Source organism: Streptomyces sp. TAA486 (genome assembly GCF_000426165.1).
The window spans coordinates 42,474-63,708 of sequence record NZ_AUEV01000020.1 but is presented as its reverse complement, the minus strand read 5'-3'; the positions used below and the strand labels follow the sequence as shown (position 1 = coordinate 63,708).

The 21,235-nt window shown below is 70.9% G+C and carries 19 protein-coding genes and 1 tRNA gene; 14 read left to right on the top strand and 6 right to left on the bottom strand.

The window, feature by feature from the left end:
* Positions 1-120: 120 nt before the first annotated feature.
* Both I004_RS0125250 and I004_RS0125245 read left to right on the top strand, forming a co-directional pair.
* Complete coding sequence (locus I004_RS0125250) at positions 121-921, top strand: 3-hydroxybutyrate dehydrogenase (protein WP_028437783.1); 801 nt, start codon at positions 121-123, stop codon at positions 919-921.
* A gap of 120 nt (positions 922-1,041) precedes the next feature.
* Positions 1,042-2,928, top strand: a complete 1,887-nt coding sequence (locus I004_RS0125245) for a GAF domain-containing protein (protein WP_028437782.1) — start codon at positions 1,042-1,044, stop codon at positions 2,926-2,928.
* Here the strand turns inward: I004_RS0125245 and I004_RS0125240 are convergent.
* Positions 2,890-4,404 carry an MFS transporter gene (locus I004_RS0125240; RefSeq protein WP_028437781.1) on the bottom strand — a complete coding sequence of 505 codons (1,515 nt, stop codon included), beginning with the start codon at positions 4,402-4,404 and terminating at the stop codon, positions 2,890-2,892. The two genes, I004_RS0125245 and I004_RS0125240, sit on opposite strands and share 39 nt — an antisense overlap.
* A 113-nt stretch (positions 4,405-4,517) precedes the next feature.
* Between I004_RS0125240 and I004_RS0125235 the strand changes: the two genes are divergently transcribed.
* Entirely contained in the window at positions 4,518-5,276 is a 759-nt protein-coding gene (locus tag I004_RS0125235) for a phosphoglyceromutase (protein WP_028437780.1), read from the top strand.
* A gap of 311 nt (positions 5,277-5,587) precedes the next feature.
* Positions 5,588-5,962 carry a hypothetical protein gene (locus I004_RS39660; protein WP_028437779.1) on the top strand — a complete coding sequence of 125 codons (375 nt, stop codon included), beginning with the start codon at positions 5,588-5,590 and terminating at the stop codon, positions 5,960-5,962.
* A 247-nt stretch (positions 5,963-6,209) separates the two neighbouring features.
* Here the strand turns inward: I004_RS39660 and phoU are convergent, their stop codons facing one another.
* On the bottom strand, positions 6,210-6,911 hold the full coding sequence (phoU, locus tag I004_RS0125225; protein ID WP_028437778.1) for a phosphate signaling complex protein PhoU: 702 nt from the start codon (positions 6,909-6,911) through the stop codon (positions 6,210-6,212).
* Between the two features lie 201 nt (positions 6,912-7,112).
* Here phoU and I004_RS35955 point away from each other — a divergent pair, with 201 nt between their 5' ends.
* Positions 7,113-8,708: an ATP-binding protein gene (locus tag I004_RS35955; protein ID WP_028437777.1), complete on the top strand. Its 1,596-nt coding sequence runs from the start codon at positions 7,113-7,115 to the stop codon at positions 8,706-8,708.
* Complete coding sequence (phoP, locus tag I004_RS0125215) at positions 8,705-9,385, top strand: two-component system response regulator PhoP (protein ID WP_028437776.1); 681 nt, start codon at positions 8,705-8,707, stop codon at positions 9,383-9,385. Before I004_RS35955 ends, phoP begins: the two co-directional genes overlap by 4 nt.
* Before the next feature lie 105 nt (positions 9,386-9,490).
* Here phoP and I004_RS0125210 read toward each other — a convergent pair whose 3' ends face one another.
* Positions 9,491-10,198 (bottom strand): copper chaperone PCu(A)C domain-containing protein, encoded by a 708-nt coding sequence (locus tag I004_RS0125210; RefSeq protein WP_028437775.1) that lies wholly within the window; start codon positions 10,196-10,198, stop codon positions 9,491-9,493.
* Positions 10,199-10,733: 535 nt separating this feature from the next.
* Here I004_RS0125210 and I004_RS0125205 point away from each other — a divergent pair.
* The 7 genes from I004_RS0125205 to I004_RS39935 all read left to right on the top strand — a co-directional run bounded on the left by I004_RS0125205 (position 10,734) and on the right by I004_RS39935 (position 18,227).
* A complete protein-coding gene (locus I004_RS0125205) occupies positions 10,734-11,216 on the top strand; it encodes a CarD family transcriptional regulator (protein ID WP_016472332.1) in 483 nt (160 codons plus the stop codon).
* A 386-nt stretch (positions 11,217-11,602) separates the two neighbouring features.
* The gene (gene ispD / locus I004_RS35950; protein ID WP_078511797.1) at positions 11,603-12,514 is read left to right on the top strand and encodes a 2-C-methyl-D-erythritol 4-phosphate cytidylyltransferase; all 912 of its coding nucleotides are present in this window, start codon (positions 11,603-11,605) and stop codon (positions 12,512-12,514) included.
* Positions 12,504-13,028, top strand: coding sequence for a 2-C-methyl-D-erythritol 2,4-cyclodiphosphate synthase (ispF, locus tag I004_RS0125195; RefSeq protein WP_028437773.1), 525 nt, complete (start codon positions 12,504-12,506; stop codon positions 13,026-13,028). Before ispD ends, ispF begins: the two co-directional genes overlap by 11 nt.
* Before the next feature lie 74 nt (positions 13,029-13,102).
* Complete coding sequence (locus I004_RS0125190) at positions 13,103-13,552, top strand: PPOX class F420-dependent oxidoreductase (protein WP_051345415.1); 450 nt, start codon at positions 13,103-13,105, stop codon at positions 13,550-13,552.
* A 103-nt stretch (positions 13,553-13,655) separates the two neighbouring features.
* On the top strand, positions 13,656-15,068 hold the full coding sequence (gene cysS, locus I004_RS0125185) for a cysteine--tRNA ligase (protein ID WP_028437771.1): 1,413 nt from the start codon (positions 13,656-13,658) through the stop codon (positions 15,066-15,068).
* Between the two features lie 229 nt (positions 15,069-15,297).
* Positions 15,298-16,245 carry a 23S rRNA (guanosine(2251)-2'-O)-methyltransferase RlmB gene (rlmB, locus tag I004_RS0125180; RefSeq protein WP_028437770.1) on the top strand — a complete coding sequence of 316 codons (948 nt, stop codon included), beginning with the start codon at positions 15,298-15,300 and terminating at the stop codon, positions 16,243-16,245.
* 167 nt (positions 16,246-16,412) lie between these two features.
* Complete coding sequence (locus I004_RS39935) at positions 16,413-18,227, top strand: DoxX family membrane protein (RefSeq protein WP_028437769.1); 1,815 nt, start codon at positions 16,413-16,415, stop codon at positions 18,225-18,227.
* A gap of 94 nt (positions 18,228-18,321) precedes the next feature.
* Here I004_RS39935 and I004_RS0125170 read toward each other — a convergent pair whose 3' ends face one another.
* The 3 genes from I004_RS0125170 to I004_RS0125160 form a co-directional block, all read right to left on the bottom strand.
* On the bottom strand, positions 18,322-19,074 hold the full coding sequence (locus tag I004_RS0125170) for a nucleotidyltransferase family protein (protein WP_028437768.1): 753 nt from the start codon (positions 19,072-19,074) through the stop codon (positions 18,322-18,324).
* Between the two features lie 76 nt (positions 19,075-19,150).
* A complete protein-coding gene (locus tag I004_RS0125165; protein WP_028437767.1) occupies positions 19,151-19,564 on the bottom strand; it encodes a hypothetical protein in 414 nt (137 codons plus the stop codon).
* A gap of 198 nt (positions 19,565-19,762) precedes the next feature.
* On the bottom strand, positions 19,763-20,887 hold the full coding sequence (locus I004_RS0125160; protein ID WP_028437766.1) for a sn-glycerol-3-phosphate ABC transporter ATP-binding protein UgpC: 1,125 nt from the start codon (positions 20,885-20,887) through the stop codon (positions 19,763-19,765).
* A gap of 185 nt (positions 20,888-21,072) precedes the next feature.
* Between I004_RS0125160 and I004_RS0125155 the strand changes: the two genes are divergently transcribed.
* A tRNA-Thr gene (locus tag I004_RS0125155) sits at positions 21,073-21,149 on the top strand.
* The last annotated feature ends 86 nt before the right edge of the window (positions 21,150-21,235 follow it).

The following is a 21,235-nucleotide window of genomic DNA, read 5'->3' as shown; positions in this document are numbered from 1 at the left end:
CTGTCGACCGTAGGGGCGCCGCAGCCGGCATCCGAACGTGTCGTACGTCCAGCGGTGACCGGGCGCGAATGTGGCGCCACCACATTGGGCGGCCGCCGCACGCGGACCTAGCGTTGCCGCATGACCGAGCAGCTGACACCCGGCCCGCACTCCGTCGCCCTCGACCTGACCGGCCACACCGCGCTGGTCACCGGTGCCGCGAGCGGCATCGGACGGGCGTGCGCCCTGAGACTGGCTTCGGCGGGTGCCAAGGTCCGGGTGGTCGACCGCGACGCCGACGGGCTGCGGGCCCTGCAGGACGAGGACGCGGGTGGCTCGGTCCAGCCCCACCCCCTCGATCTCACCGACCCGGAAGGGCTCGACGCCGCCGAGCAACTCGCGGCCGGCACCGACATCCTCGTCAACAACGCGGGTGCCCAACTGGTGCGCCCCATCGAGGAGTTCCCGCCCGAGGACTTCCGCCGGCTGCTCACGCTGATGCTGGAGGCCCCGTTCCGCCTCGTACGGGGCGCGCTCCCGCAGATGTACGAGCAGGGCTGGGGCCGCATCGTGAACATCTCCTCCGTGCACGGGCTGCGCGCCTCGGCGTACAAGTCGGCCTACGTCTCGGCCAAGCACGGCCTGGAGGGCCTGTCGAAGGTCACCGCGTTGGAGGGCGCCGAGCGCGGCGTCACGTCCAACTGCGTGAGCCCGGCCTACGTCCGTACGCCGCTGGTGGAACGGCAGATCGCCGACCAGGCCGCGGCGCACGGCATCTCGGCCGACCGGGTCGTCTCCGAGATCCTGCTGGCCGACTCCGCGCTCAAGCGGCTGCTCGAACCCGAGGAGGTCGCCGAATCCGTCGCCTACCTGTGCACTCCGCAGGCGTCCTTCATCACGGGAGCCTCGCTGCCCCTCGACGGCGGATGGACCGCACACTGACGACGGGGCCGTATCGACGGCCGGGCAGCGCCGGGGGCCGCCCGCCCGGCGGTGCTCCGGACCGCCTCCGGACCATCCGCCCCTGGCGTCACGCCACCCACCCCGGGTAAGCCTGTGACCATGCCCGAAGCCCGGCCTTCCGACGCCGCCTACCTGGAACTCCTCTCGCGCCGTGCGCCCGCCGAGGCGTACGACGAACCGCTCGCGCGCGCCCGCGAGGGCGGCGCCCCCTCCGGCGAGCTCGCCGCCCTGGAGAGCGGCAAGCTGCTGGCGCTGCGCATCCGCGCGGAACTGGAGGGGCGGCGCCGCCGTGAGGCCGAGCTGACGGCGCTGATCGAGACCGTGCACGACCTTGCTGGGCTGCGCGACCTGGACGACGTGCTCCGGGCGATCGTGCAGCGTGCCCGCTCGCTGCTGGGCACCGAGGTCGCGTACATGTCCCTCACGGACCACGAGCGCGGCGACACCTACATGCGGGTCACCGAGGGCTCGGTCTCCGCCCGTTTCCAGCAGGTGCGCCTCGGCATGGGCGAGGGGCTCGGCGGACTCGTGGCACAGACCGCACGCCCCTACGTCACCGACAACTACCCGACGGACGCGCGCTTCCGGCACACCGGCCCCATCGACGCGGCCGTCGGCGAGGAGGGCCTGATCGCCATCCTCGGGGTGCCGTTGCTGCTCGGCGGACGCGACGTCATCGGCGTCCTCTACGCCGCCGACCGCCGCGCGCGCGTCTTCGAACGTGAACAGATCGCGCTGCTCGGCTCGTTCGCCGCCCACGCCGCCGTCGCGATCGACACCGCACGCCTGCTCTCCGAGACCCGCGACGCGATGGCCGAGCTGGAGAGCGCCAACGAGACGATGAAGCGCGCCAGCGACGTGCACGACAGGCTCACCGAACTCGTGCTGCGCGGCGGCGACGTGACGGACGTGGCCGCCGCCGTCTCCGAAGTGCTCGCGGGACGCGTCGAGTTCGTCGAGCCGTCCGCCGCGTCCGCGCGCCCCTCGGTGGAACGCTCACGCAGCGCCGGACACGCGATGCGGGACCGCGACGCCTGGGTCACCGCCGTCTCCGCGAGCGGCGAACTCCTGGGCGCGCTCGTGCTGCACGGCCATCCCGTGCTCGACCCCGTCGACCAGCGCACCTTCGAGCGCGCCGCCATGGTCACGTCCCTGCTGCTGCTCGCACGCCGCTCCGCCGGCGAGGCCGAACAGCGCGTACGCGGCGAACTCCTCGACGACCTCCTGGACTCCACGAGCCACGACCCGCGCCTGCTGCGCGACCGCGCCGCACGGCTGCACGCCGACCTCGACGCACCGCACGTACTGCTCAGCGCCCGGCTCGAAGGCCATGGGGACCCCACGGAGAAGGAGGAGAGCCCCGGCAGGCAGCGCCTGTGGGCCGCCGCCTCCCACCTGGCCGTCACCCGGCACGGGATGGCCGCCGCCAGGGACGGCGGGATCGTGCTGCTGCTGCCGCTGCGCGCCGACAACACGCCCTCCCGCATCGCCTGCGAGATCGCGGCCGAACTCGGCCACTCGGCGGGCGCGCCCGTCACCGTCGGCGCATCGGCACCCGTGGCCGCGCCCGCCGCCGAGTCCGGAGCCGTCGCCGCGGCCTATCCGGAGGCGCGGCGCTGCGTGGACGCGCTGCGGCTGCTCGGACGCTCCGGACAGGGCGCGGCGGCCGAGGACTTCGGCTTCATCGGCATGCTGCTCACCGACAGCCGAGACGTGGGCAGCTTCGTACGCCGCACACTCGGGCCCGTACTGGACTACGACGCACGACGCGGCACCGACCTGGTGGCCACCATGGACGCCTACTTCGCGTGCGGGATGAGCCCCGCACGCGCGAAGGACGAACTGCACGTGCACGTCAACACCGTCGCCCAGCGCCTGGAGCGTGTGGCCAGGCTGCTGGGCGACGACTGGCAGTCCCCGGAACGTGCCCTCGAGACGCAGCTCGCGCTACGGCTGCACCGACTCGCGGGAGCGGTCGGACGGTGAACGCGGCGTCCGCGGCCCGGCCTTGGGCGAGCCGCCCCGCCCGCCGTCGGCGCTGTCGTCCTCGCCGATCTTCGTCAGGTCGCGCTGGCTGGTCTCCTTCGCACACGCGACCGCGAGGATGGTGAGCAGAGCGGCAGCGATGACGTACAGCGCGATCGGTGTCGAGCTGCCGTAGTCCGCCAGCAGCGCCGTGGCGATCAGCGGCGCCGGAGCGCCCGCCGCCACCGACGAGAACTGCGCACCGATCGACGCACCGGAGTAGCGCAGCCTCGTGGCGAACATCTCCGAGAAGAAGGCCGCCTGAGGCGCGTACATCGCACCGTGCAGGATCAGACCGACCATCACCGCGAGCACCATCGCACCGAAGCTCTTGGTGTTCAGCAGCTCGAAGAACGGGAAGACCCACAGACCGGTGCCGACGGCGCCCAGCATGTAGACCGGACGGCGTCCGAGCCGGTCGGAGAGCGCGCCCCACGCGGGGATCACGGCGAAGTGCACCGCGGAGGAGATGAGCACCGCGTTGAGGGCCGTCTGCTGCGAGAGGCCCAGCTCCTTGGTGACGTAGACGAGGATGAACGCGGTGATGACGTAGAAGGCGATGTTCTCCGCCATCCGCGCGCCCATGGCGATGAGCACGTCCTTCCAGTGGAAGCGCAGCACGGCGATCAGCGGCATCCGCTCCACCTGCGCGTCCCCGCCGCTCATCGCGGCCTCCGCCTTACGGGCCTCGGCGCGTTCGCGGGCCTCCTTGAAGACCGGCGTCTCGTCGACTGCGAGCCGGATCCACATGCCGACGCCGACCAGCACGGCCGAGAGCAGGAACGGCACCCGCCAGCCCCAGCTCAGGAACGCCTCCTCCGACAGCAGCGCCGTCAGCACCGCCAGCACGGCCACGCCGAGCAACTGCCCCGCGGGTGCGCCCGTCTGCGGCCAGGACGCCCAGAACCCGCGGCGCTTCGCGTCCCCGTGCTCGGAGACCAGCAGCACCGCGCCGCCCCATTCGCCGCCGAGTGCGAAGCCCTGCACGAGGCGCAGGATCGTCAGCAGCACGGGTGCGAGCGAGCCGACAGCGGCATGCGTGGGCAGCAGCCCGATCGCGAACGTCGCCCCGCCCATCATCAGCAGGCTCAGCACGAGCAGCTTCTTGCGGCCGATCCGGTCGCCGTAGTGCCCGAAGACGAGCGCCCCGATGGGGCGGGCGGCGAAGCCGACGGCGAGGGTGAGGAAGGCCAGCAGCGTGCCGACCAGCGGGTCGGAGCTCGGGAAGAAGAGCTTGTCGAAGACGAGGGCTGCGGCCGAACCGTAGAGGAAGAAGTCGTACCACTCGATCGTCGTGCCGACGAGGCTGGCGGCGACGATGCGCTTCAGCGACGACGACGACGCGGGCGAGGAGGACGACGGTGCCGGCGAGGCCGGCTTCGACGACGCGGGATCAGGCGTCGGGCTCTTGTCAGCTGCGGGATTCTCGGGGGTCATGGCGTGACCGTAGGGACGAACCGGCCGCCGACACATGTGCGCGGGAGCCACACCGCGGTGACCGGATATCGCCTCCGAACACACCGCCGGACACACCCAGTAGGGTGCTCCGCATGGCCGACGCACCGTACAAGCTGATCCTCCTCCGGCACGGAGAGAGCGATTGGAACGCTAAGAACCTGTTCACCGGCTGGGTGGACGTGAACCTCACCGAGAAGGGCGAGAAGGAGGCGGTCCGCGGCGGCGAGTTGATCAAGGACGCCGGGCTGCTCCCCGACGTGCTGCACACCTCCGTGCAGAAGCGGGCCATCCGCACCGCACAGCTCGCACTGGAGTCCGCCGACCGGCTCTGGATCCCGGTCCGCCGCTCCTGGCGGCTCAATGAGCGGCACTACGGAGCCCTGCAGGGCAAGGACAAGGCGCAGATCCGTGAGGAGTTCGGCGAGGAGCAGTTCATGCTCTGGCGCCGCTCGTACGACACCCCGCCGCCGGAGCTGCCGGACGGCTCCGAGTACTCGCAGAGCGACGACCCGCGCTACGCCGGCGTCCCGAGCGAGCTGCGCCCGCGCACCGAGTGCCTCAAGGACGTCGTGGGACGGATGCTGCCGTACTGGTTCGACGGCATCATCCCGGACCTCCTCGCGGGCCGCACCGTTCTGGTCGCCGCGCACGGCAACTCCCTGCGCGCCCTCGTGAAGCATCTCGACGGCGTCTCCGACGAGGACATCGCGGGCCTGAACATCCCCACCGGCATCCCGCTCAGCTACGAACTGGACGCCGATTTCCACCCGGTGGTCCGCGGCGGCACCTACCTCGACCCCGAGGCGGCGCAGGCCGCGATCGAGGCCGTGAAGAACCAGGGCAAGAAGTAGCAGTACGACTCGATGAAGCCCCCTGCCCGCGGTGGTTCCGCGAGCAGGGGGCTTGTCGTCGCATCGGGGCCCCCTCCGGGCCGTCAGGGCGCCACCTTGAGGCTGCCGGCCGATACAGGGAGGTGACTGCCTTGCGGGTGCGCTCCCTGCCCGGGTCGCTCGGCTCACTCCAACGGGCCGCCCGGATTGGAGGTGAGGCCTTGAGCGGGACAACCTTCCGAGGAGCGGGAGCTTTCTCGTCGCTGCTCAGGCTTCCTCGGACAGGTGCCGTGGACGGATGACTCCCTGCACCCGATGGAAGGGCGCAGTGCGTGGCAGACAGCATGGGCTGGGTGAGTGAGCTGCTCGCGGCGGTGCAGGCGGTGCAGGCGGAGCAGGCGGTGCAGGCGGAGCAGCCGGTCAAGTCGGTCGCGGTGCTTGCGAGGGTTCTGCGGGAGCAGTTCTCCGCTGAGGAGGTTTCCTTCCTCATCACGGATTTCGCGGGCGCCGCCGTGGTCCGGTTGACGGGATCGGCTGAAGAGGGCGGCACCGCCGCGCCCCAAGTCCCCGGCGGCCGTTCGGAGTTGAACGGCGCCCTGCCCCCGCGGGCCGCTCCGGCGACGGCACGGACTGAGGGCCCTGCCTCGTCGAACCGGGCAGGGCCCTCAGCGGCGTACCCCTGTCAGCCGCAGCAACCGCCGCACTGACACGGGCCGCCGGACTGGCAACCGCACCCGCATCCCGGACCGCACCCGCACGCCCCCAGTACGTGCAGGGACGGCCTCTCCTCCGACCGCGCGGGGGACAGGGCCGGATCGCTGTGATCAGCCATGGGTTCCCTCCTTCTCCTCCCCGGTCCACTCCCACTCTCCGGCCCGTCCCACGGGCGCACAAAGAGCGCGTAGTTGCACGAGGAGGCCGGGCGTGCCCCGAGATCGCGCGGCCGTAACGCGCTCAGGAGCTCTCGACCGGTGCGGTGCCGTCGCCGGCCGCCGCGGCTGCCGGGTCGAGCTCGTCCGCGTAGTCGCCGGTGACCAGGTAGACGACGCGACGGGCCACGGAGACCGCGTGGTCCGCGAAGCGCTCGTAGTAGCGCCCGAGCAGCGTCACGTCGACGGCCGTCTCGATGCCGTGGTGCCACCGGTCGTCCATCAGGTGCTGGAAGAGCGTGCGGTGCAGGTCGTCCATCGCGTCGTCGTCCTGTTCCAGCTGCATCGCCAGGTCGATGTCCTTCGTGATGATCACCTCTGCGGCCTTCGCCATCAGCCGCTGCGCCAGCTGCCCCATCTCCAGCAGCGTCGCCTGCAGATCACCCGGTACGGGCGAGTTGGGGAACCGCAGCCGCGTCACCTTCGCGACGTGCTGCGCCAGGTCGCCGGAGCGCTCCAGGTCGGCGCTCATCCGCAGCGAGGTGACGACTATCCGCAGATCGGTCGCGACGGGCTGCTGGCGCGCCAGCAGCTGGATGGCTCGGCTCTCCAGGTCGCGCTGGATGTCGTCGACCTTCTCGTCCGCGGCGATGACGCTCTCGGCCAGCTTCAGGTCCGCGTCCAGCATCGCCGTCGTGGCGCGGCCGATCGCAGAGCCGACGAACCGGGCCATGTCGACCAGGCTGTCGCTGATCGAGTCCAGCTCCTCGTGGTACGCGTCACGCATGGCTGTCCTTCCCTCGCATGTTCTCTCGACAGAGGGGTCCCGGAGGACCGGCCTCAGGTTCCCACGCTCCGTCCGGAATGCGTCTGTCGCCGACCCCCGGGGTGAATCGACCACGACCTCGAGGTGAACTCTGGGAGACGAGTGTTCGAGGTCCCCTTCTTCCCCTGGGGCGGTACCGACGAGCGCGCATAGCCTTGAGGCATGAACGTGAACGCGGCGGTCGCCGCAGCGGCGGCGATCGCCGGAGTACTGACCGGCGTGATCGCGATGCTGGCGTTCCGCTGGAGCGAGCGCGACCAGGCCCGTCCCACGCGCTCCTCGCTGCACACCGAGGCCGTTCTGCCGCCCGGTGTGGACACCGTGCTGTCCGTGCTGCGCTCCTCCGCCGTCGTCCTGGACGAGGCGGACGAGGTCGTCAAGGCGAGTTCCGCCGCCTACGCCCTGGGACTGGTGCGTGGCGGCCGGCTGGCCGTCGAGCCGATGCTGAAGATGGCCCGAGAGACCAGGCGGGACGGAGAGATACGGCAGGTCGATCTCGACCTCCCGCGGCGCGGTACGGGCCGGGGCGACGCCCTCGCCGTGTCCGCCCGCGTGGCCCCGCTCGGCTCCCGTCTCGTGATGCTGCTCGTCGAGGACATGACGGAGGCCCGCCGCATCGAGGCGGTCCGCCGCGACTTCGTGGCGAACGTCAGCCATGAGCTGAAGACGCCGGTCGGCGCGCTGTCCCTGCTCTCCGAGGCGGTACTGGACGCGGCGGACGACCCCGAGGCGGTCGAGCGCTTCGCCGGGCGCATGCAGTACGAGTCGACGCGGCTGACGAGCCTCGTCCAGGAGCTGATCGACCTCTCCCGCGTCCAGAACGACGACCCGCTGGGCGATTCCGAGCAGGTCGGCGTGGACGAGCTGATGGGCGAGGCGATCGACCGCTGCCGCCAGTCCGCGGGCAGCAAGCAGATCGCCCTCGTCGCGGGCCGGACGAGTGCCGGAGGCGGGACGGCCACGACCGGGACCGCCGCCGACGGGCTCCACGTGTGGGGCAACCGCAGCCAGCTCGCCGCCGCTCTCGGCAATCTCGTCGAGAACGCCGTGAACTACTCACCTGCCCGGACGCGCGTCGGCATCGCGGGGCGCCGGGTCGCGGCCCCCGGCGGGGACTTCATCGAGATATCGGTCAGCGACCAGGGCATCGGCATCTCCGAGCGCGACAAGGACCGGGTCTTCGAGCGGTTCTACCGCGTGGACCCGGCCCGCTCCCGTGCCACCGGCGGCACCGGTCTGGGACTGGCCATCGTCAAGCATGTGGCCGCGTCGCACGGCGGCGAGGTCACCGTGTGGAGCGCCGAAGGACAGGGCTCCACGTTCACCCTCCGGTTGCCGGAGGGCGGACCCGGACGGAGCCGTGCGCAGTCGCAGGAGCGCCGCGGCGGAAACCCGTCGGAGGACGTCGACGAGGAGCCGGAGGACTTCGAGGAGGCGGCGGACTCCCTGGACGAGGCCGGCGAGCCCGACCCGGGCGATCACGCCGCTCAGGCCGAACCTGGCGACACCGGCCCCGCGGACCCTGCTGATCCGACGAAGCAGCACCGGAACCTGCGCGGTTCCTCCGAGCCCGAGGACTCCAGTCCCGCGACGCGTCCGGGCGAACCGCCACCGGCTTCCCGTGCCACCCCCGCAACCCCTTCCCCTTCTCCTTCCCCTGCCTCTCCCACTTCCTCTTCCCGTCCCTCCCCATCTCCGTTCACAACGCCGCGCGGTCTGCTGCGCGCCCCTGAAACCGCCCCGGAGGTCCTCCCGTGACCCGAGTGCTCGTCGTCGAGGACGAAGAATCGTTCAGCGACGCACTGTCGTACATGCTGCGCAAAGAAGGCTTCGAGGTAGCCGTCGCGTCCACCGGCCCCGACGGGCTGGACGAGTTCGAACGCAACGGCGCCGACCTGGTACTGCTCGACCTGATGCTGCCGGGGCTGCCCGGCACCGAGGTGTGCCGCCAGCTGCGCGGCCGCTCCAACGTCCCGGTGATCATGGTCACTGCCAAGGACAGCGAGATCGACAAGGTCGTCGGCCTGGAAATAGGAGCCGACGACTACGTGACCAAGCCCTTCTCCTCGCGCGAACTGGTCGCGCGTGTCCGGGCCGTGCTGCGCCGTCAGGGCGAGCCGGAAGAGGTCACCCCGGCGGCCCTGGAGGCCGGCCCCGTCCGCATGGACGTGGACAGGCACGTCGTCACCGTCGCCGGCAGCAAGATCGACCTTCCGTTGAAGGAGTTCGACCTGCTGGAGATGCTGCTGCGCAACGCGGGCAGGGTGCTCACGCGGATGCAGCTCATCGACAGGGTCTGGGGCGCCGACTATGTGGGCGACACCAAGACCCTCGACGTCCACGTGAAGCGTCTCCGCGCCAAGATCGAGCCCGACCCGGGCGCTCCCCGTTACCTGGTGACCGTGCGGGGCCTGGGCTACAAGTTCGAGCCGTAGACACCGCCCTGGACACCGCGGGAACGAAACGCCTGAGGCCCCGCCCGTACAGCTCGTACGGGCGGGGCCTCAGGCGCATGTGCGCTTACGGGCGTCGCGGCCGGCTCAGTGCCCCGCGGCGTGACCCTCGGCCTCGTGCTCGGCCTCCTGCTCCTCCGCCGCGTCGTCATCGGCGGCCGGCGGCTCGGACTGCTCGGCGTCCTCCGACGGGTTCTCGGACGAGGATTCCGACGGCGACGAGGATTCCGAACCGGGCGAAGGCGAGCCGGAAGGCGTGCCCGAGGAGGTGCTGGGCGACGGGGCGACCGTCGGGCCGAACTTCGCGTAGTCGCCGTGAGCGGGCACGACCGTCGCCCGCAGTGAGATCTTGCCGGTGCGGCTCAGGTCGAACGAGACGGGCTGGGCGTTGCCGTCCTGCACGGTCCCCGTGGCGGACTCGGGCAGCACGGCCGAGGCGTTGCCCCTGCCGCCCAGCGCGAGCGAACCGCCTGCCGGCACCGTGAGGTCCTTCTCGCCCTTCGCGGGGCGGAGTTTCACGCGGGCACCGGCACCCTTGACGGTGATCTCAGCGAGGGTCTCGTCCTTGGTGCCCTGGTTGAAGATGCGGCCCGTCACGGCAGAGGGACCCTGCCCGCTGTCAGGTGTGATGATGGCGACATTCTGGACCTTGATGGATCCTTCGGAGGCCGCGGCATTGTCCGGCTTGACCTCCAGCGTCTGAGCGTCGTGCCCCGCGGCGCACGCGGACAGTGTGACGACGGCGAGCGCGAGGGCTGTGGCGGCAAGGGTGCCGCGTCGAATGCTGCTGCTCACGGCGGCGGCAACTCCTGGGCGAGCTCTGGCGGCCGAACTACGGGACGGCTGCGGGCGGATACTTTTGATCTGTGGCGCGGCCAGATTACCGAGCGCTTCGCGGGGCCCCGCACCCGGCCCTCCTGCCGCGCGCCGTACGGGCGGGTGTGTACGCGGGAGTGCGCGTGGACTGCGCGCCGGGTGAGGACGTTTCCGGGGAAAGAATGCGAACGGCTTGTGAATTGATCAGCGGAACTGCTGATCAATTCTTGGGAAAGTCCGTGAAGAGGTGAAGAGGGCCGAACGGGCGACGACTTACAGCAGGACAAAACGGACGGCTGATGCTTTCTGAAGCACCCTCTTCAGACGTGTCCGTTGTGTTTCGATCCGCGTTCGGAGGTGCCCCGACCTGCGAATACCCGTTCCAGATGACTGGCCGCAGCACGTAACAGGGCCGCTTGTCAAGCCCCGAGATGCGGCCTGACCTGCGAAAACGCCATTCAGAAGAGCCCGATTCCGTGTTACTCTGGATAGCCACGGAAGGGGTACCTGACACATGACGTTCAAGGTTGGCGACACCGTGGTCTATCCCCATCACGGGGCCGCGCTGATCGAGGCTATCGAAACTCGCCAGATCAAAGGCGTGGACAAGACCTACTTGGTTCTGAAGGTTGCGCAGGGCGACTTGACGGTTCGTGTGCCAGCGGACAATGCGGAGTTCGTCGGCGTACGAGATGTGGTCGGTTCGGACGGGCTGGACAGGGTCTTCGAGGTGCTCCGCGCACCGTATGCCGAGGAGCCGACCAACTGGTCCCGGCGCTACAAGGCGAATCTCGAGAAGCTCGCGTCCGGCGACGTGATCAAGGTGGCGGAGGTCGTGCGCGACCTGTGGCGCCGTGAGCGTGAGCGCGGACTCTCCGCCGGTGAGAAGAGGATGCTCGCCAAGGCCCGCCAGATCCTGGTGAGCGAGCTGGCTCTCGCGGAGAACACGAACGAGGACAAGGCAGAGGCACTGCTCGACGAAGTTCTCGCGTCCTGACCGCGCGAGCGACGAAGAGAGACGGCGCGCAGCCGGCCTCCCCGCACCAGTGAGCAAGCCCAGCAGTCAGCAAGTCTGAGCAGCAGTAGAGCAAGGCTGTGCCGCAGTGCCCGAGTGACGACGTCAGTCGCCGGGCGCTGCGGCATGTCTACGCTCTGCAAGCGGCCCCCGGCAGCGTTCAGTAACCTCACTACTGCTCGCCGTGCCGGATGCCCGGCACGGTCTCGACGTCTGTCAAAGGCGTGCCGGGCCCGGGCAATCGCCTCGACCGGAAATCACGGAAGGGCCGGTCAAGGCTTCGCGCCCGGCACGCCCCCGACCTGCGTCGGGGGTACGCCCAGGCCATACCCACACCGGCTGAGGACACAAACCTGAACGTGCAACCGATGTCAATCCAATCCGCGGGCGAGTCGCGTTCCGGCCGCCCGGACGGAGTAATCCACGGCTCCGAGCAGGCAGCCCAGGCAGCGCAGGCCGGCAGGACTCCGGCCGCCCGACCCGCGTCCGACCGTCCCGCCGACCCGGCGACCGTCCCCGCGGGCGATCCCTCTGCCGGGCGTCCCGGGCACCGCACCGCCGCCGTCATCCCGGCCGCCGGGCGCGGCCTCCGCCTGGGCCCAGGCGCCCCCAAGGCACTCCGCGCGCTGAGCGGGACGCCGATGCTGGTGCACGCCGTGCGTGCGATGGCCCGCTCCCGTGCCGTCTCCCTCGTCGTCGTGGTCGCACCGCCCGACGGCGCAGACGAGGTCCGGCGCCTCATGGACGAGTACAACGCCGCCGGGGAGACCTCGACCGACGTCGTGGTCGTCCCCGGCGGCGAGACCCGTCAGGACTCGGTGCGCCTGGGCCTCGCGGCTCTCCCCGACGATGTCGATTCCGTCCTCGTGCACGATGCCGCCCGCCCGCTGGTGCCGGTGGAGACCGTGGAGGCCGTGGCGGCGGCAGTGAGGGAGGGGGCGCCCGCCGTCGTGCCCGCGCTGCCCGTCCCTGACACGGTCAAGGAGGTCCAGGTCCGCACCGACGGCGAACCCGAGCCGGTGACGGGCACTCCTGAGCGTTCACGGCTGAGGGCCGTGCAGACCCCGCAGGGCTTCGAGCTGAAGGTGCTCGCCGCGGCGCACGCCCAGGTGGCCCGCGAGGGCGACGGCGCGACGGACGACGCCGGCATGGTCGAGCGCCTCGGCGTCGAGGTCGTGGTCGTCCCGGGTCACGATGAGGCGTTCAAGGTGACGCGGCCCCTGGACCTGGTGCTCGCCGAGGCCGTTCTGGCGAGGAGGCGTGCGACCGATGGCTTCTGAACCACAGGCACCGGCGCTCCCACTGGTCGGCATCGGCACGGATGTGCACGCCTTCGAGGAGGGGCGCGAGCTGTGGTGCGCGGGCCTGCTCTGGGAGGGGGAGCGCTACGGCCTCGCCGGGCACTCGGACGGTGACGTCGCCGCGCACGCGGCATGCGACGCCCTCTTCTCCGCGGCCGGTCTCGGCGACCTCGGTGCCCACTTCGGCACCGGCCGCCCGGAGTGGGCCGGTGCGTCGGGCGTCGGTCTGCTCACGGAGGCCGCGCGGATCGTGCGGGCGGAGGGCTTCACCATCGGCAACGTGGCGATCCAGGTCATCGGCGTGCGGCCCAAGATCGGCAAGCGGCGCGACGAGGCCCGGCGTGCCCTGTCCGCGGCGGTCGGCGCTCCGGTCTCCGTCTCCGGTACGACGACGGACGGGCTGGGCCTGACCGGTCGCGGTGAGGGCCTCGCGGCCATGGCCACGGCACTCGTGCTGCCGCCTCCGGCAGCCGCCGGGGGCCCGCAGGAGTGACGCCTGGGCGGGGCCCGGGACACCGGGCCCCGGATGTCTGTTGCACGTGACACGGTTTGCACGTGACACGGCACATGCCGCAGACAGCGACGATCCTCCGAGAGAAGGCGACCCCAGTGGCAGCAGCACAGCTCTCCGACGGCCTCAAGCAGGTTCTGGACTCTCCCGTCTTCGTCGACCTGGCGACGATCCAGCCCGACGGAAGCCCGCAGGTGTCACCGGTATGGGTGAAGCGCGACGGGGACGAATTGCTGATCTCCACCACGACCGAGCGCCGCAAGACCCAAAACCTCCGGCGGGACTCCCGGGTCAGCGTCATGGTGCAGCCGGCGGACAACCCGTACACCTACGCAGAGATCCGCGGCACCGCCACTGTCACCACCGAGGGCGGCCCGGAGCTGATCGACGAACTGGCCCAGAAGTACACGGGGAAGAACTACGCCGATTTCAACCCGCGTTGGGATCAGGACGCCGCGAGGGTCGTCGTGCGCATCACGCCCCGGAAGATCACCGGACGCCTCTGACAGACCTGACACCCGGCTCCGGGCCTCCGTCACATATGCCAGGGGTCTGCCGCGAGCCCGGTGTGCGGGACGGGCGCCCTCACGGGCCCACTACCCTGGTCGCGTGAGCATTCGCCTGTACGACACCAGCAGCCGGCAGATCCGCGACTTCGTCCCCCTGACGCCGGGCCATGTCTCGATCTACCTGTGTGGTGCCACCGTGCAGGCTGCCCCGCACATCGGGCACATCAGGTCGGGGCTCAACTTCGACATCATGCGCCGCTGGTTCGCCCACCGCGGCTACGACGTGACGTTCGTGCGGAACGTGACCGACATCGACGACAAGATCATCGTGAAGGCCGTCGAGCAGAACCGTCCCTGGTGGGCGATCGGCTACGACAACGAGCGCGCGTTCACCGCCGCGTACGACGCTCTAGGCTGCCTGCCGCCCACGTACGAGCCGCGGGCAACGGGCCACGTCCCCGAGATGATCGAGATGATGCGCGCCCTCATCGACACGGGCCACGCCTACGCGGCGGACGGGAACGTCTACTTCGACGTCCGCTCGTACGCGGACTATCTCCGGCTGTCCAACCAGGATCTGGACAGCCTGCTCCAGCCCGAGGGCGAGGGCGAGACCGGCAAGCGCGACCCGCGTGACTTCGCCATGTGGAAGGGCGCCAAGCCCGGCGAGCCGAGCTGGGAGACGCCGTGGGGCCGCGGCCGTCCCGGCTGGCACCTGGAGTGCTCAGCCATGGCGCACAAGTACCTCGGCTCGTCCTTCGACCTGCACGGCGGGGGAGTCGACCTGGTCTTCCCGCATCACGAGAACGAGATCGCGCAGTCGAAGGCGTTCGGCGACGAATTCGCGCGCTACTGGGCGCACAACGCCTGGGTGACGATGAGCGGCGAGAAGATGAGCAAGTCGCTCGGCAACTCGGTGCTCGTCAGCGAGATGGTCAAGCACTGGCGCCCCATCGTGCTGCGGTACTACCTGGCTTCGCCGCACTACCGCTCCACCATCGAGTACAGCGAGGAGTCGCTGCGCGAGGCGGACGCCGCCTTCGGCCGTATCGAGGGCTTCCTGCAGCGCGCGGGCGAGGCGGTCGGCGACGTGGCTCCCGCGTCGGAGGTCCCGGCCGCCTTCGCGGAGGCGATGGACGACGACTTCGGGGTCCCGCAGGCGCTGGCCGTCGTCCACACGACCGTCCGGCACGGGAACGCCGCCATGAGCGGTGACGAGAAGGACGCCACCGTCAAGGCCTTGGCTGACGTACGGGCGATGCTCGGCGTCCTCGGCCTCGACCCGCTCGACCCGGGCTGGCAGTCCACGGCGACGGGCGCCGGGCGGGGCGGCGAGCTGCGCGACGTCGTGGACTCGCTGGTCCGCCTCGTGCTCGACCAGCGGCAGGCCGCGCGCCAGCGCAAGGACTACGCCACGGCCGACACCATCCGCGACGAGCTGAAGCAGGCGGGGCTGGTCATCGAGGACACCCCGTCCGGGCCGCGCTGGGAGCTCGGCGGCGGCAGCCACTGAACCGCGACGGCGGCCGCTGAACCGTGACCGCGGCCGTCGTGGGGAGCCCACCGTTGATCCACTTCTTCGGTGGGCCCTGTCCTCCTGAATAATGGCGGCAGGCGGCGGCCTCCGCGCCCCGCGAGCGTGCGTTGCCCGCCGGCACGGCAGACGGTCGGCAGCGGCCGGCCGGGAATCCGGCAGACGAATCAGCAGCAGACCAGCAGCCCAGCAGAGAAGCAGGTGCCCGATGGCCGGGAACAGCCAGCGCCCCAACCGGCGTACGTCCAACAAGAAGGGCGCGCAGGTCGGCAGCGGCGGCCAGCGGCGCCGCGGACTCGAGGGCAAGGGCCCCACGCCGCCCGCCGAGATGCGCAAGGGGCACGCCAAGCAGCGCGCTGCGCAGGCCAAGGCCCGGCGCGCGCAGGGCCGTCCGCGCAAGGCCAGCGGCAAGAGCGCCTCGGAACTGGTCGTCGGCCGCAACTCTGTCGTCGAAGCGCTGCGCGAGCAGGTACCGGCGTCGACGCTGTATGTGCAGCAGTTCATCGACAACGACGAACGGGTGCGCGAGGCAGTGCGGCTCGCGGGCGAGGCCGGGGGCATCAACCTCATGGAGGCGCCCAGGCCCGAGCTGGACCGCATGACAAAAGGCCTGCACCACCAGGGGCTTGTGCTCCAGGTCCCGGAGTACGAGTACGCGCACCCCGACGATCTGGCGGCGGCAGCCTACGACGAGGGCGAGGACCCGCTGATCGTCGCGCTGGACGGGATCACCGATCCGCGCAATCTCGGGGCGGTCGTCCGCTCCACCTCGGCCTTCGGCGGGCACGGCGTCGTCGTGCCGGAGCGCCGGGCCGCCGGGATGACGGCAGGGGCGTGGAAGACCTCCGCGGGCACCGCGGCGCACACCCCCGTCGCGCGCGCCTCCAACCTCACGCGTGCGCTGGAGAGTTACCAGAAGGCGGGAATGATGGTGGTCGGCCTCGCCGCCGACGGCGACGTCGAACTCCCGGAACTGGACGTGCTGGAGGGGCCCGTCGTGGTCGTCGTCGGGAGTGAGGGCAAGGGCCTGTCCCGGCTGGTCGGCGAGACCTGCGACGTGCGCGTGCGGATCCCGATGCCGGGTGGCGCCGAGTCGCTGAACGCCGGCGTGGCCGCGGGCGTGGTGCTTTACGAGGCGGCGCGGCGCAGGAGTTGATGGCCGCGAGTCCCGAACCCGCCCCCTGGACACGGGAGTCGGGGCCGAGCCTTGCTCGACGACGCGACGGGCGCGCCTTCGTGGCAGCTCGACGGCCTTGACGGGCCTCGGACAGATCAGGGCGGTCAAGGCAGTGTCTTAAGCGTCCGTCACTCGGTTAGTGGAGTGTGGACACCAGAACACCCCGCACGCCCGACCCCTCGGGCCGGCGTCCTGGGGACACCCAACAGGGCGGCCCGAGCGGTTTCTTCGACGACGACCCCGGCCTGAGCACGGTCAAGGTCCCCTCCGATCCGGCAGAGGTCGTCGTCACTCACGCGAGCTTCCGGGTGCAGCTCGCGCCGCCCGCCGCCGACCCCGTCACCACCGGCTCCGTCGCTGCCGTCTCCGGCCTTCACGCCTCCGGAACGGTCGGGGGCGCGGCTCCGGGACCGTTCTCCGCCAACAGGCCCGGGACGTCGGGGGCATCGCCGGGCACGACCGGAACGTCCGTCGCCTGGGGCGTGCATACGGACGCCGGCGACACCGCGGCGACCCGGCTGTCCCACGTGGCACGCCCCGGCCACCGCGGGCCCGCGGAGACCGCCGCCTCCACGACCCAGGTGCTGCCGCGGATCGACGAGGACGCCATCGCTCCGCCGACGGTCATCGGCCAGCGCGGGGCGCGCCCGGCCGAGGCGACCCAGCCGCAGTCCTTGCTGCACGGGGTGCGCCCCACACGCGGAGCCTTCGACGGCCCGGAGCCCGGCGCCTACGACCCGTACGTCGAATACGACGAGAGCGGCCCGAACGGAGACTTCGGCGAGTACGCCGAGTTCTCCGAGTACGGGGAGAGCGGCGCGTACAACCGCCGGGGCAGGCAGCCCCTGGCGCACGGAGACCCCGAGGACGCCGACCACGCCGTCTCCTCTGCCCCCGCAGCGGCCGGAGCGCGCCGCCAGGCGTACTACCCGGGCCGCCGTATGAACCTCGGCGTCGTGCTGCTGCCCATGCGGATCTTCCTCGGCTTCATCTCGGTCTACGCCGGCATGGGCAAGCTGTGCGACCCGGTCTACTTCGACGGCGACGCCCGCGGCTCCATGGTGACGTGGCTGCGGTCGCTGGAACCCTGGGCCATCGCCTCCCCGCTGCGGGACTTCGTGCTGGCACACCCCGTCGGCTCCGGGCTGACGGTCGCCTTCCTCCAGATCATCATCGGTGTGCTGACGGTGTGCGGGCTCTGGCAGCGCCTCGCCGCGGCACTGGGCGCGCTGCTGTCCGCCGCGCTGCTGATGACGGTGAGCTGGAGTTCGGGCCCTGCCTACGAGGCGCCGGACATCATTCTCCTCGCCGCGTGGAGCCCGCTGCTCATCGCCGGTGCGCCCGTCTACTCCGTCGACGGCAGGCTCGCCGCCGACGCGTGGCGCAAGCTCGGCCCGCGCGCCGAACTGCGCGACCTGCGCACGAGGGTGCTGCGCCGCGGCGCCGTCATCGCGTCCGTCGTCGCGGGGATCGCGATGCTGACGGGTTCGATGCTGGGCGGTGCCGTACGTTCCGCGCACACGGCCAAGGTGCCCGGGCCCGGTGGCCCGCCCGTGAACCAGCTGCCCGGCTCGCCCCTCCCCACGGGCCCGGACGACCGGACCGACAGTGGGCGGCCCGCCGGCGGGCACTCACGGGGCGCCGACGCGGACAGCGGCCGCTCCGGCAGCCCGTCCTCCTCGGCCTCGGCCGACGACCGGCGCGGGGACACGTCCAGTCCCAGCCAGCGCGAGACCGTGCAGGTGCCGAGGGAGACCGTTCCCGGCGTGCAGCCGCCGCCGCAGTCGGCCCCCGGGGCGCACGCCACGCAGGGCGGCAGCGCGAGTTCGGGCGGCAGCACCGGCGGCGGTGCGCATGGCGGCTCCAACTCCGGTGGCGGCGGCGGAGGTTCGTCGTCCGGCGGCGGTGGCGGATCGTCCTCCGGCGGCAGCGGGGGCGGCCTGGGCGGCCTCCTGGGCTGACCCGCGCGCCCGGGCCGGTGTACGACCTACCTGGCCCGGGCCGGAGAACACGGCAAACGGCGCACCGCGACGAGCGGAACAACGCAGGGAGCCCTCACTGCTTCTGGGGGGCTCCCTGCGCGTCCCTCAACTCCCTTGCCGCTTCCTCCAGATCCTTGGCGGTGTCGATGGCCCGCCAGTAGGCACCCTGCGGCAACTGAAAGCCCGCGAGCAGGCGTTCGCGGGCGAGCCGCGGGAACGTCGTCCGCTCGTGGTCGCCGCGCTCCGGCAGCAGGCCGGTGAAGGACGAAGAGAACACGTACACACCGGCGTTGACGAGGTACGGGGACGGCGGAGCCTCGATGAAGTCGAGGACATGACCGAAGGGATCCGTCTCCACCGCGCCCCAAGGGATGCGCGGACGGGCCAGCGCGAGCGTCGCGGCGGCGTCCCGCTCCCCGTGGAACGCGGCCATCTCCCGCAGTGCGAAGCGTGTCCAGATGTCCCCGTTGGTGGCGTACCAGGGCTCGTCGGGCCGGGGCAGCGAGGCGGCCGCGTACTTGAGTCCGCCGCCGCGGCCCAGCGGCTTGTCCTCCACAACGACCGTGGTCCGCAGGGGACTTCGTCCCGAGGGCACCGGAATCTCGGCCTTCGCCAGCCAGTCGTCCAGCACATCGGCCAAATGGCCGCAGGAGACGACGACATCGGTGACGCCCTCGGTGGCCAGCCAGGCCAACTGGTGCCCGATGATGGGGATTCCGGTGCCGGGGATCTCGACCATCGGCTTGGGACGGTCGTCGGTGTACGGACGCAGCCGCGTCCCCTGGCCACCGGCCAGGATCACGGCTTGCGTGGGGAGCTGCATCATGCAGCGCACCCTATGCGGGGCGCCCGCTCTGCCGTCGTCGGCAGGCGGGCGGTCGGCACATCGGTCGTTCCGCGCGTCAGCGCATCCGGGACGCGCCGGTGGCGAAGGACGTGTCGCAGACGGGACGCGAGTAGCGGTTGGCGCGCTGCACACTGCCGTACTTCTGCACGGCCGCACGGCCGAGCGCCCGGGCGATCGACGTGCAGTGCCTGGCCAGCGAGGGGCGCTGCGCCATCTCCTGCTGGAGGCCGGTCAGCGCCACGCCCGGGTCCTTCTCCTGCAACTCGGCGACGAGGCGGTCGCGAAGCACGTCCTGGGGAGCACGGGAGGTCGCTTTCGTGGACGCCCTGTGCTCGGACGCTGTGAGCATCTGCGTGCCGGAGGACGAACTCCACGGGACGCGGGCGACGGCGAGTGTTCCGGACAGGACGAGTACGACAGGGAGAACGAGAGCTAGAGTTCGGCCGATTCGGCGGGCTGCGTGGTTCACGTCAGCGATCGTAGCGAAGAGTGGTGATTTGGCGACATTCGGTCACCCTGCTGAGCGACGGCGCACGGGCGCGTTCTCGACTGGTGTTGACGCACGGAGCGGAAATGCCCGGGAACAGGCGAAAAGTGGCCGCACGCCCGGCTGTTGCCGAGGCGTGCGGCCACTTTGGTTGCGCTGAGGTGCGTGCGGGTGCGCGCGTCAGTCGCTGAGACGCTCACCGCTGGAGGTCGAGAAGACGTGCGTCTCGCCACCGCGCGGCACCACGTTCACGACGGCGCCCTTCTCGGGCACCTGACGGCCGGAGACACGGACGACGAGGTCGCAGTCGTCGGCGCCGACCTTGGCCGTGCCGTAGATGTAGCCGTCCGCGCCGAGCTCCTCGACGACGTTGACGGTGACCGCCACGCCCGCCGGCTCGTCCTTGGAGAGAGCCTTGTCGGAGCCGTCGCCGTTCACCACGTCGAAGTGCTCCGGGCGCACGCCCACCGTCACCGTCTTGTCGCCCTTCTCGACGGCCGCGGACAGCGCCTCGCGCTCGACCGGCACGACGCTGTTGCCGAACTTCACGCCACCGTCGGTGATCGGCACCTCGACGAGGTTCATGGCGGGGGAGCCGATGAAGCCGGCGACGAAGAGGTTCGCGGGGTGGTCGTACATGTGACGCGGGGTGTCGACCTGCTGCAGCAGCCCGTCCTTGAGGACGGCCACCCGGTCACCCATGGTCATGGCCTCGACCTGGTCGTGGGTGACGTACACGGTTGTGATGCCCAGACGGCGCTGGAGGCCGGCGATCTGCGTACGGGTCTGCACGCGGAGCTTCGCGTCGAGGTTCGACAGCGGCTCGTCCATGAGGAAGACCTGCGGCTCACGCACGATCGCGCGGCCCATCGCCACACGCTGGCGCTGACCACCGGAGAGCGCCTTGGGCTTGCGATGCAGGTAGTCCGTGAGGTCGAGGATCTTCGCCGCGTCCTCGACCTTCTTGCGGATCTCGGACTTGTTCACACCCGCGATCTTGAGCGCGAAGCCCATGTTGTCCGCGACGGACATGTGCGGGTAGAGCGCGTAGTTCTGGAACACCATGGCGATGTCCCGGTCCTTGGGCGGCAGGTGCGTGACGTCGCGGTCACCGATGCGTATGGAACCTTCGTTGACGTCCTCGAGACCCGCGAGCATGCGCAGGGAGGTGGACTTGCCGCAACCGGAGGGGCCGACCAGTACGAGGAACTCGCCGTCCTCGATGCCGATGTTGAGCTTGTCGACGGCGGGCTTGTCTCCGCCGGGGTAGATCCGCGTAGCGGAGTCGTACGTGACCGTAGCCATGATGTTGTCTCCTTCACCGGCAGGTACGTGCCGGACGATCCGTCGTAAAGGGAGTACGTTTCACTGCTGTGAACGTGCGGTGACGCTAACCCGCCGCTGTGTGTCTTGTCAGCCCTCGAGCAGCAACGAAACCGCATCGCGGACGGCCGTCACAGGATGGGTAGACTGCACGGGCACGCCAGCCCGCCGCCTTAGCTCAGCTGGTTAGAGCATCTGTCTTGTAAACAGAAGGTCGTCGGTTCGAATCCGACAGGCGGCTCCAGAGACATGCCAGGTCAGAGGCCGGTTCCGATCTTGGAACCGGCCTCTTTGATCTTGGTTGCTCATTTGGGGCGTTGGGCGAGTGAG

What these genes read in the sequence shown, in the direction of transcription:
- I004_RS0125250 (WP_028437783.1), top strand. Translation starts at nt 121, where the DNA reads ATGACCGAGCAGCTGACACCCGGCCCGCACTCCGTCGCCCTCGACCTG.
- I004_RS0125235 (WP_028437780.1), top strand. Translation starts at nt 4,518, where the DNA reads ATGGCCGACGCACCGTACAAGCTGATCCTCCTCCGGCACGGAGAGAGC.
- I004_RS0125205 (WP_016472332.1), top strand. Translation starts at nt 10,734, where the DNA reads ATGACGTTCAAGGTTGGCGACACCGTGGTCTATCCCCATCACGGGGCC.
- rlmB (WP_028437770.1), top strand. Translation starts at nt 15,298, where the DNA reads ATGGCCGGGAACAGCCAGCGCCCCAACCGGCGTACGTCCAACAAGAAG.
- phoU (WP_028437778.1), bottom strand. Translation starts at nt 6,911, where the DNA reads ATGCGTGACGCGTACCACGAGGAGCTGGACTCGATCAGCGACAGCCTG.
- I004_RS0125160 (WP_028437766.1), bottom strand. Translation starts at nt 20,887, where the DNA reads ATGGCTACGGTCACGTACGACTCCGCTACGCGGATCTACCCCGGCGGA.
- I004_RS0125245 (WP_028437782.1), top strand. Translation starts at nt 1,042, where the DNA reads ATGCCCGAAGCCCGGCCTTCCGACGCCGCCTACCTGGAACTCCTCTCG.
- ispD (WP_078511797.1), top strand. Translation starts at nt 11,603, where the DNA reads ATGTCAATCCAATCCGCGGGCGAGTCGCGTTCCGGCCGCCCGGACGGA.
- ispF (WP_028437773.1), top strand. Translation starts at nt 12,504, where the DNA reads ATGGCTTCTGAACCACAGGCACCGGCGCTCCCACTGGTCGGCATCGGC.
- I004_RS0125240 (WP_028437781.1), bottom strand. Translation starts at nt 4,404, where the DNA reads ATGACCCCCGAGAATCCCGCAGCTGACAAGAGCCCGACGCCTGATCCC.
- I004_RS0125190 (WP_051345415.1), top strand. Translation starts at nt 13,103, where the DNA reads ATGCCGCAGACAGCGACGATCCTCCGAGAGAAGGCGACCCCAGTGGCA.
- I004_RS35955 (WP_028437777.1), top strand. Translation starts at nt 7,113, where the DNA reads ATGAACGTGAACGCGGCGGTCGCCGCAGCGGCGGCGATCGCCGGAGTA.
- I004_RS0125170 (WP_028437768.1), bottom strand. Translation starts at nt 19,074, where the DNA reads ATGATGCAGCTCCCCACGCAAGCCGTGATCCTGGCCGGTGGCCAGGGG.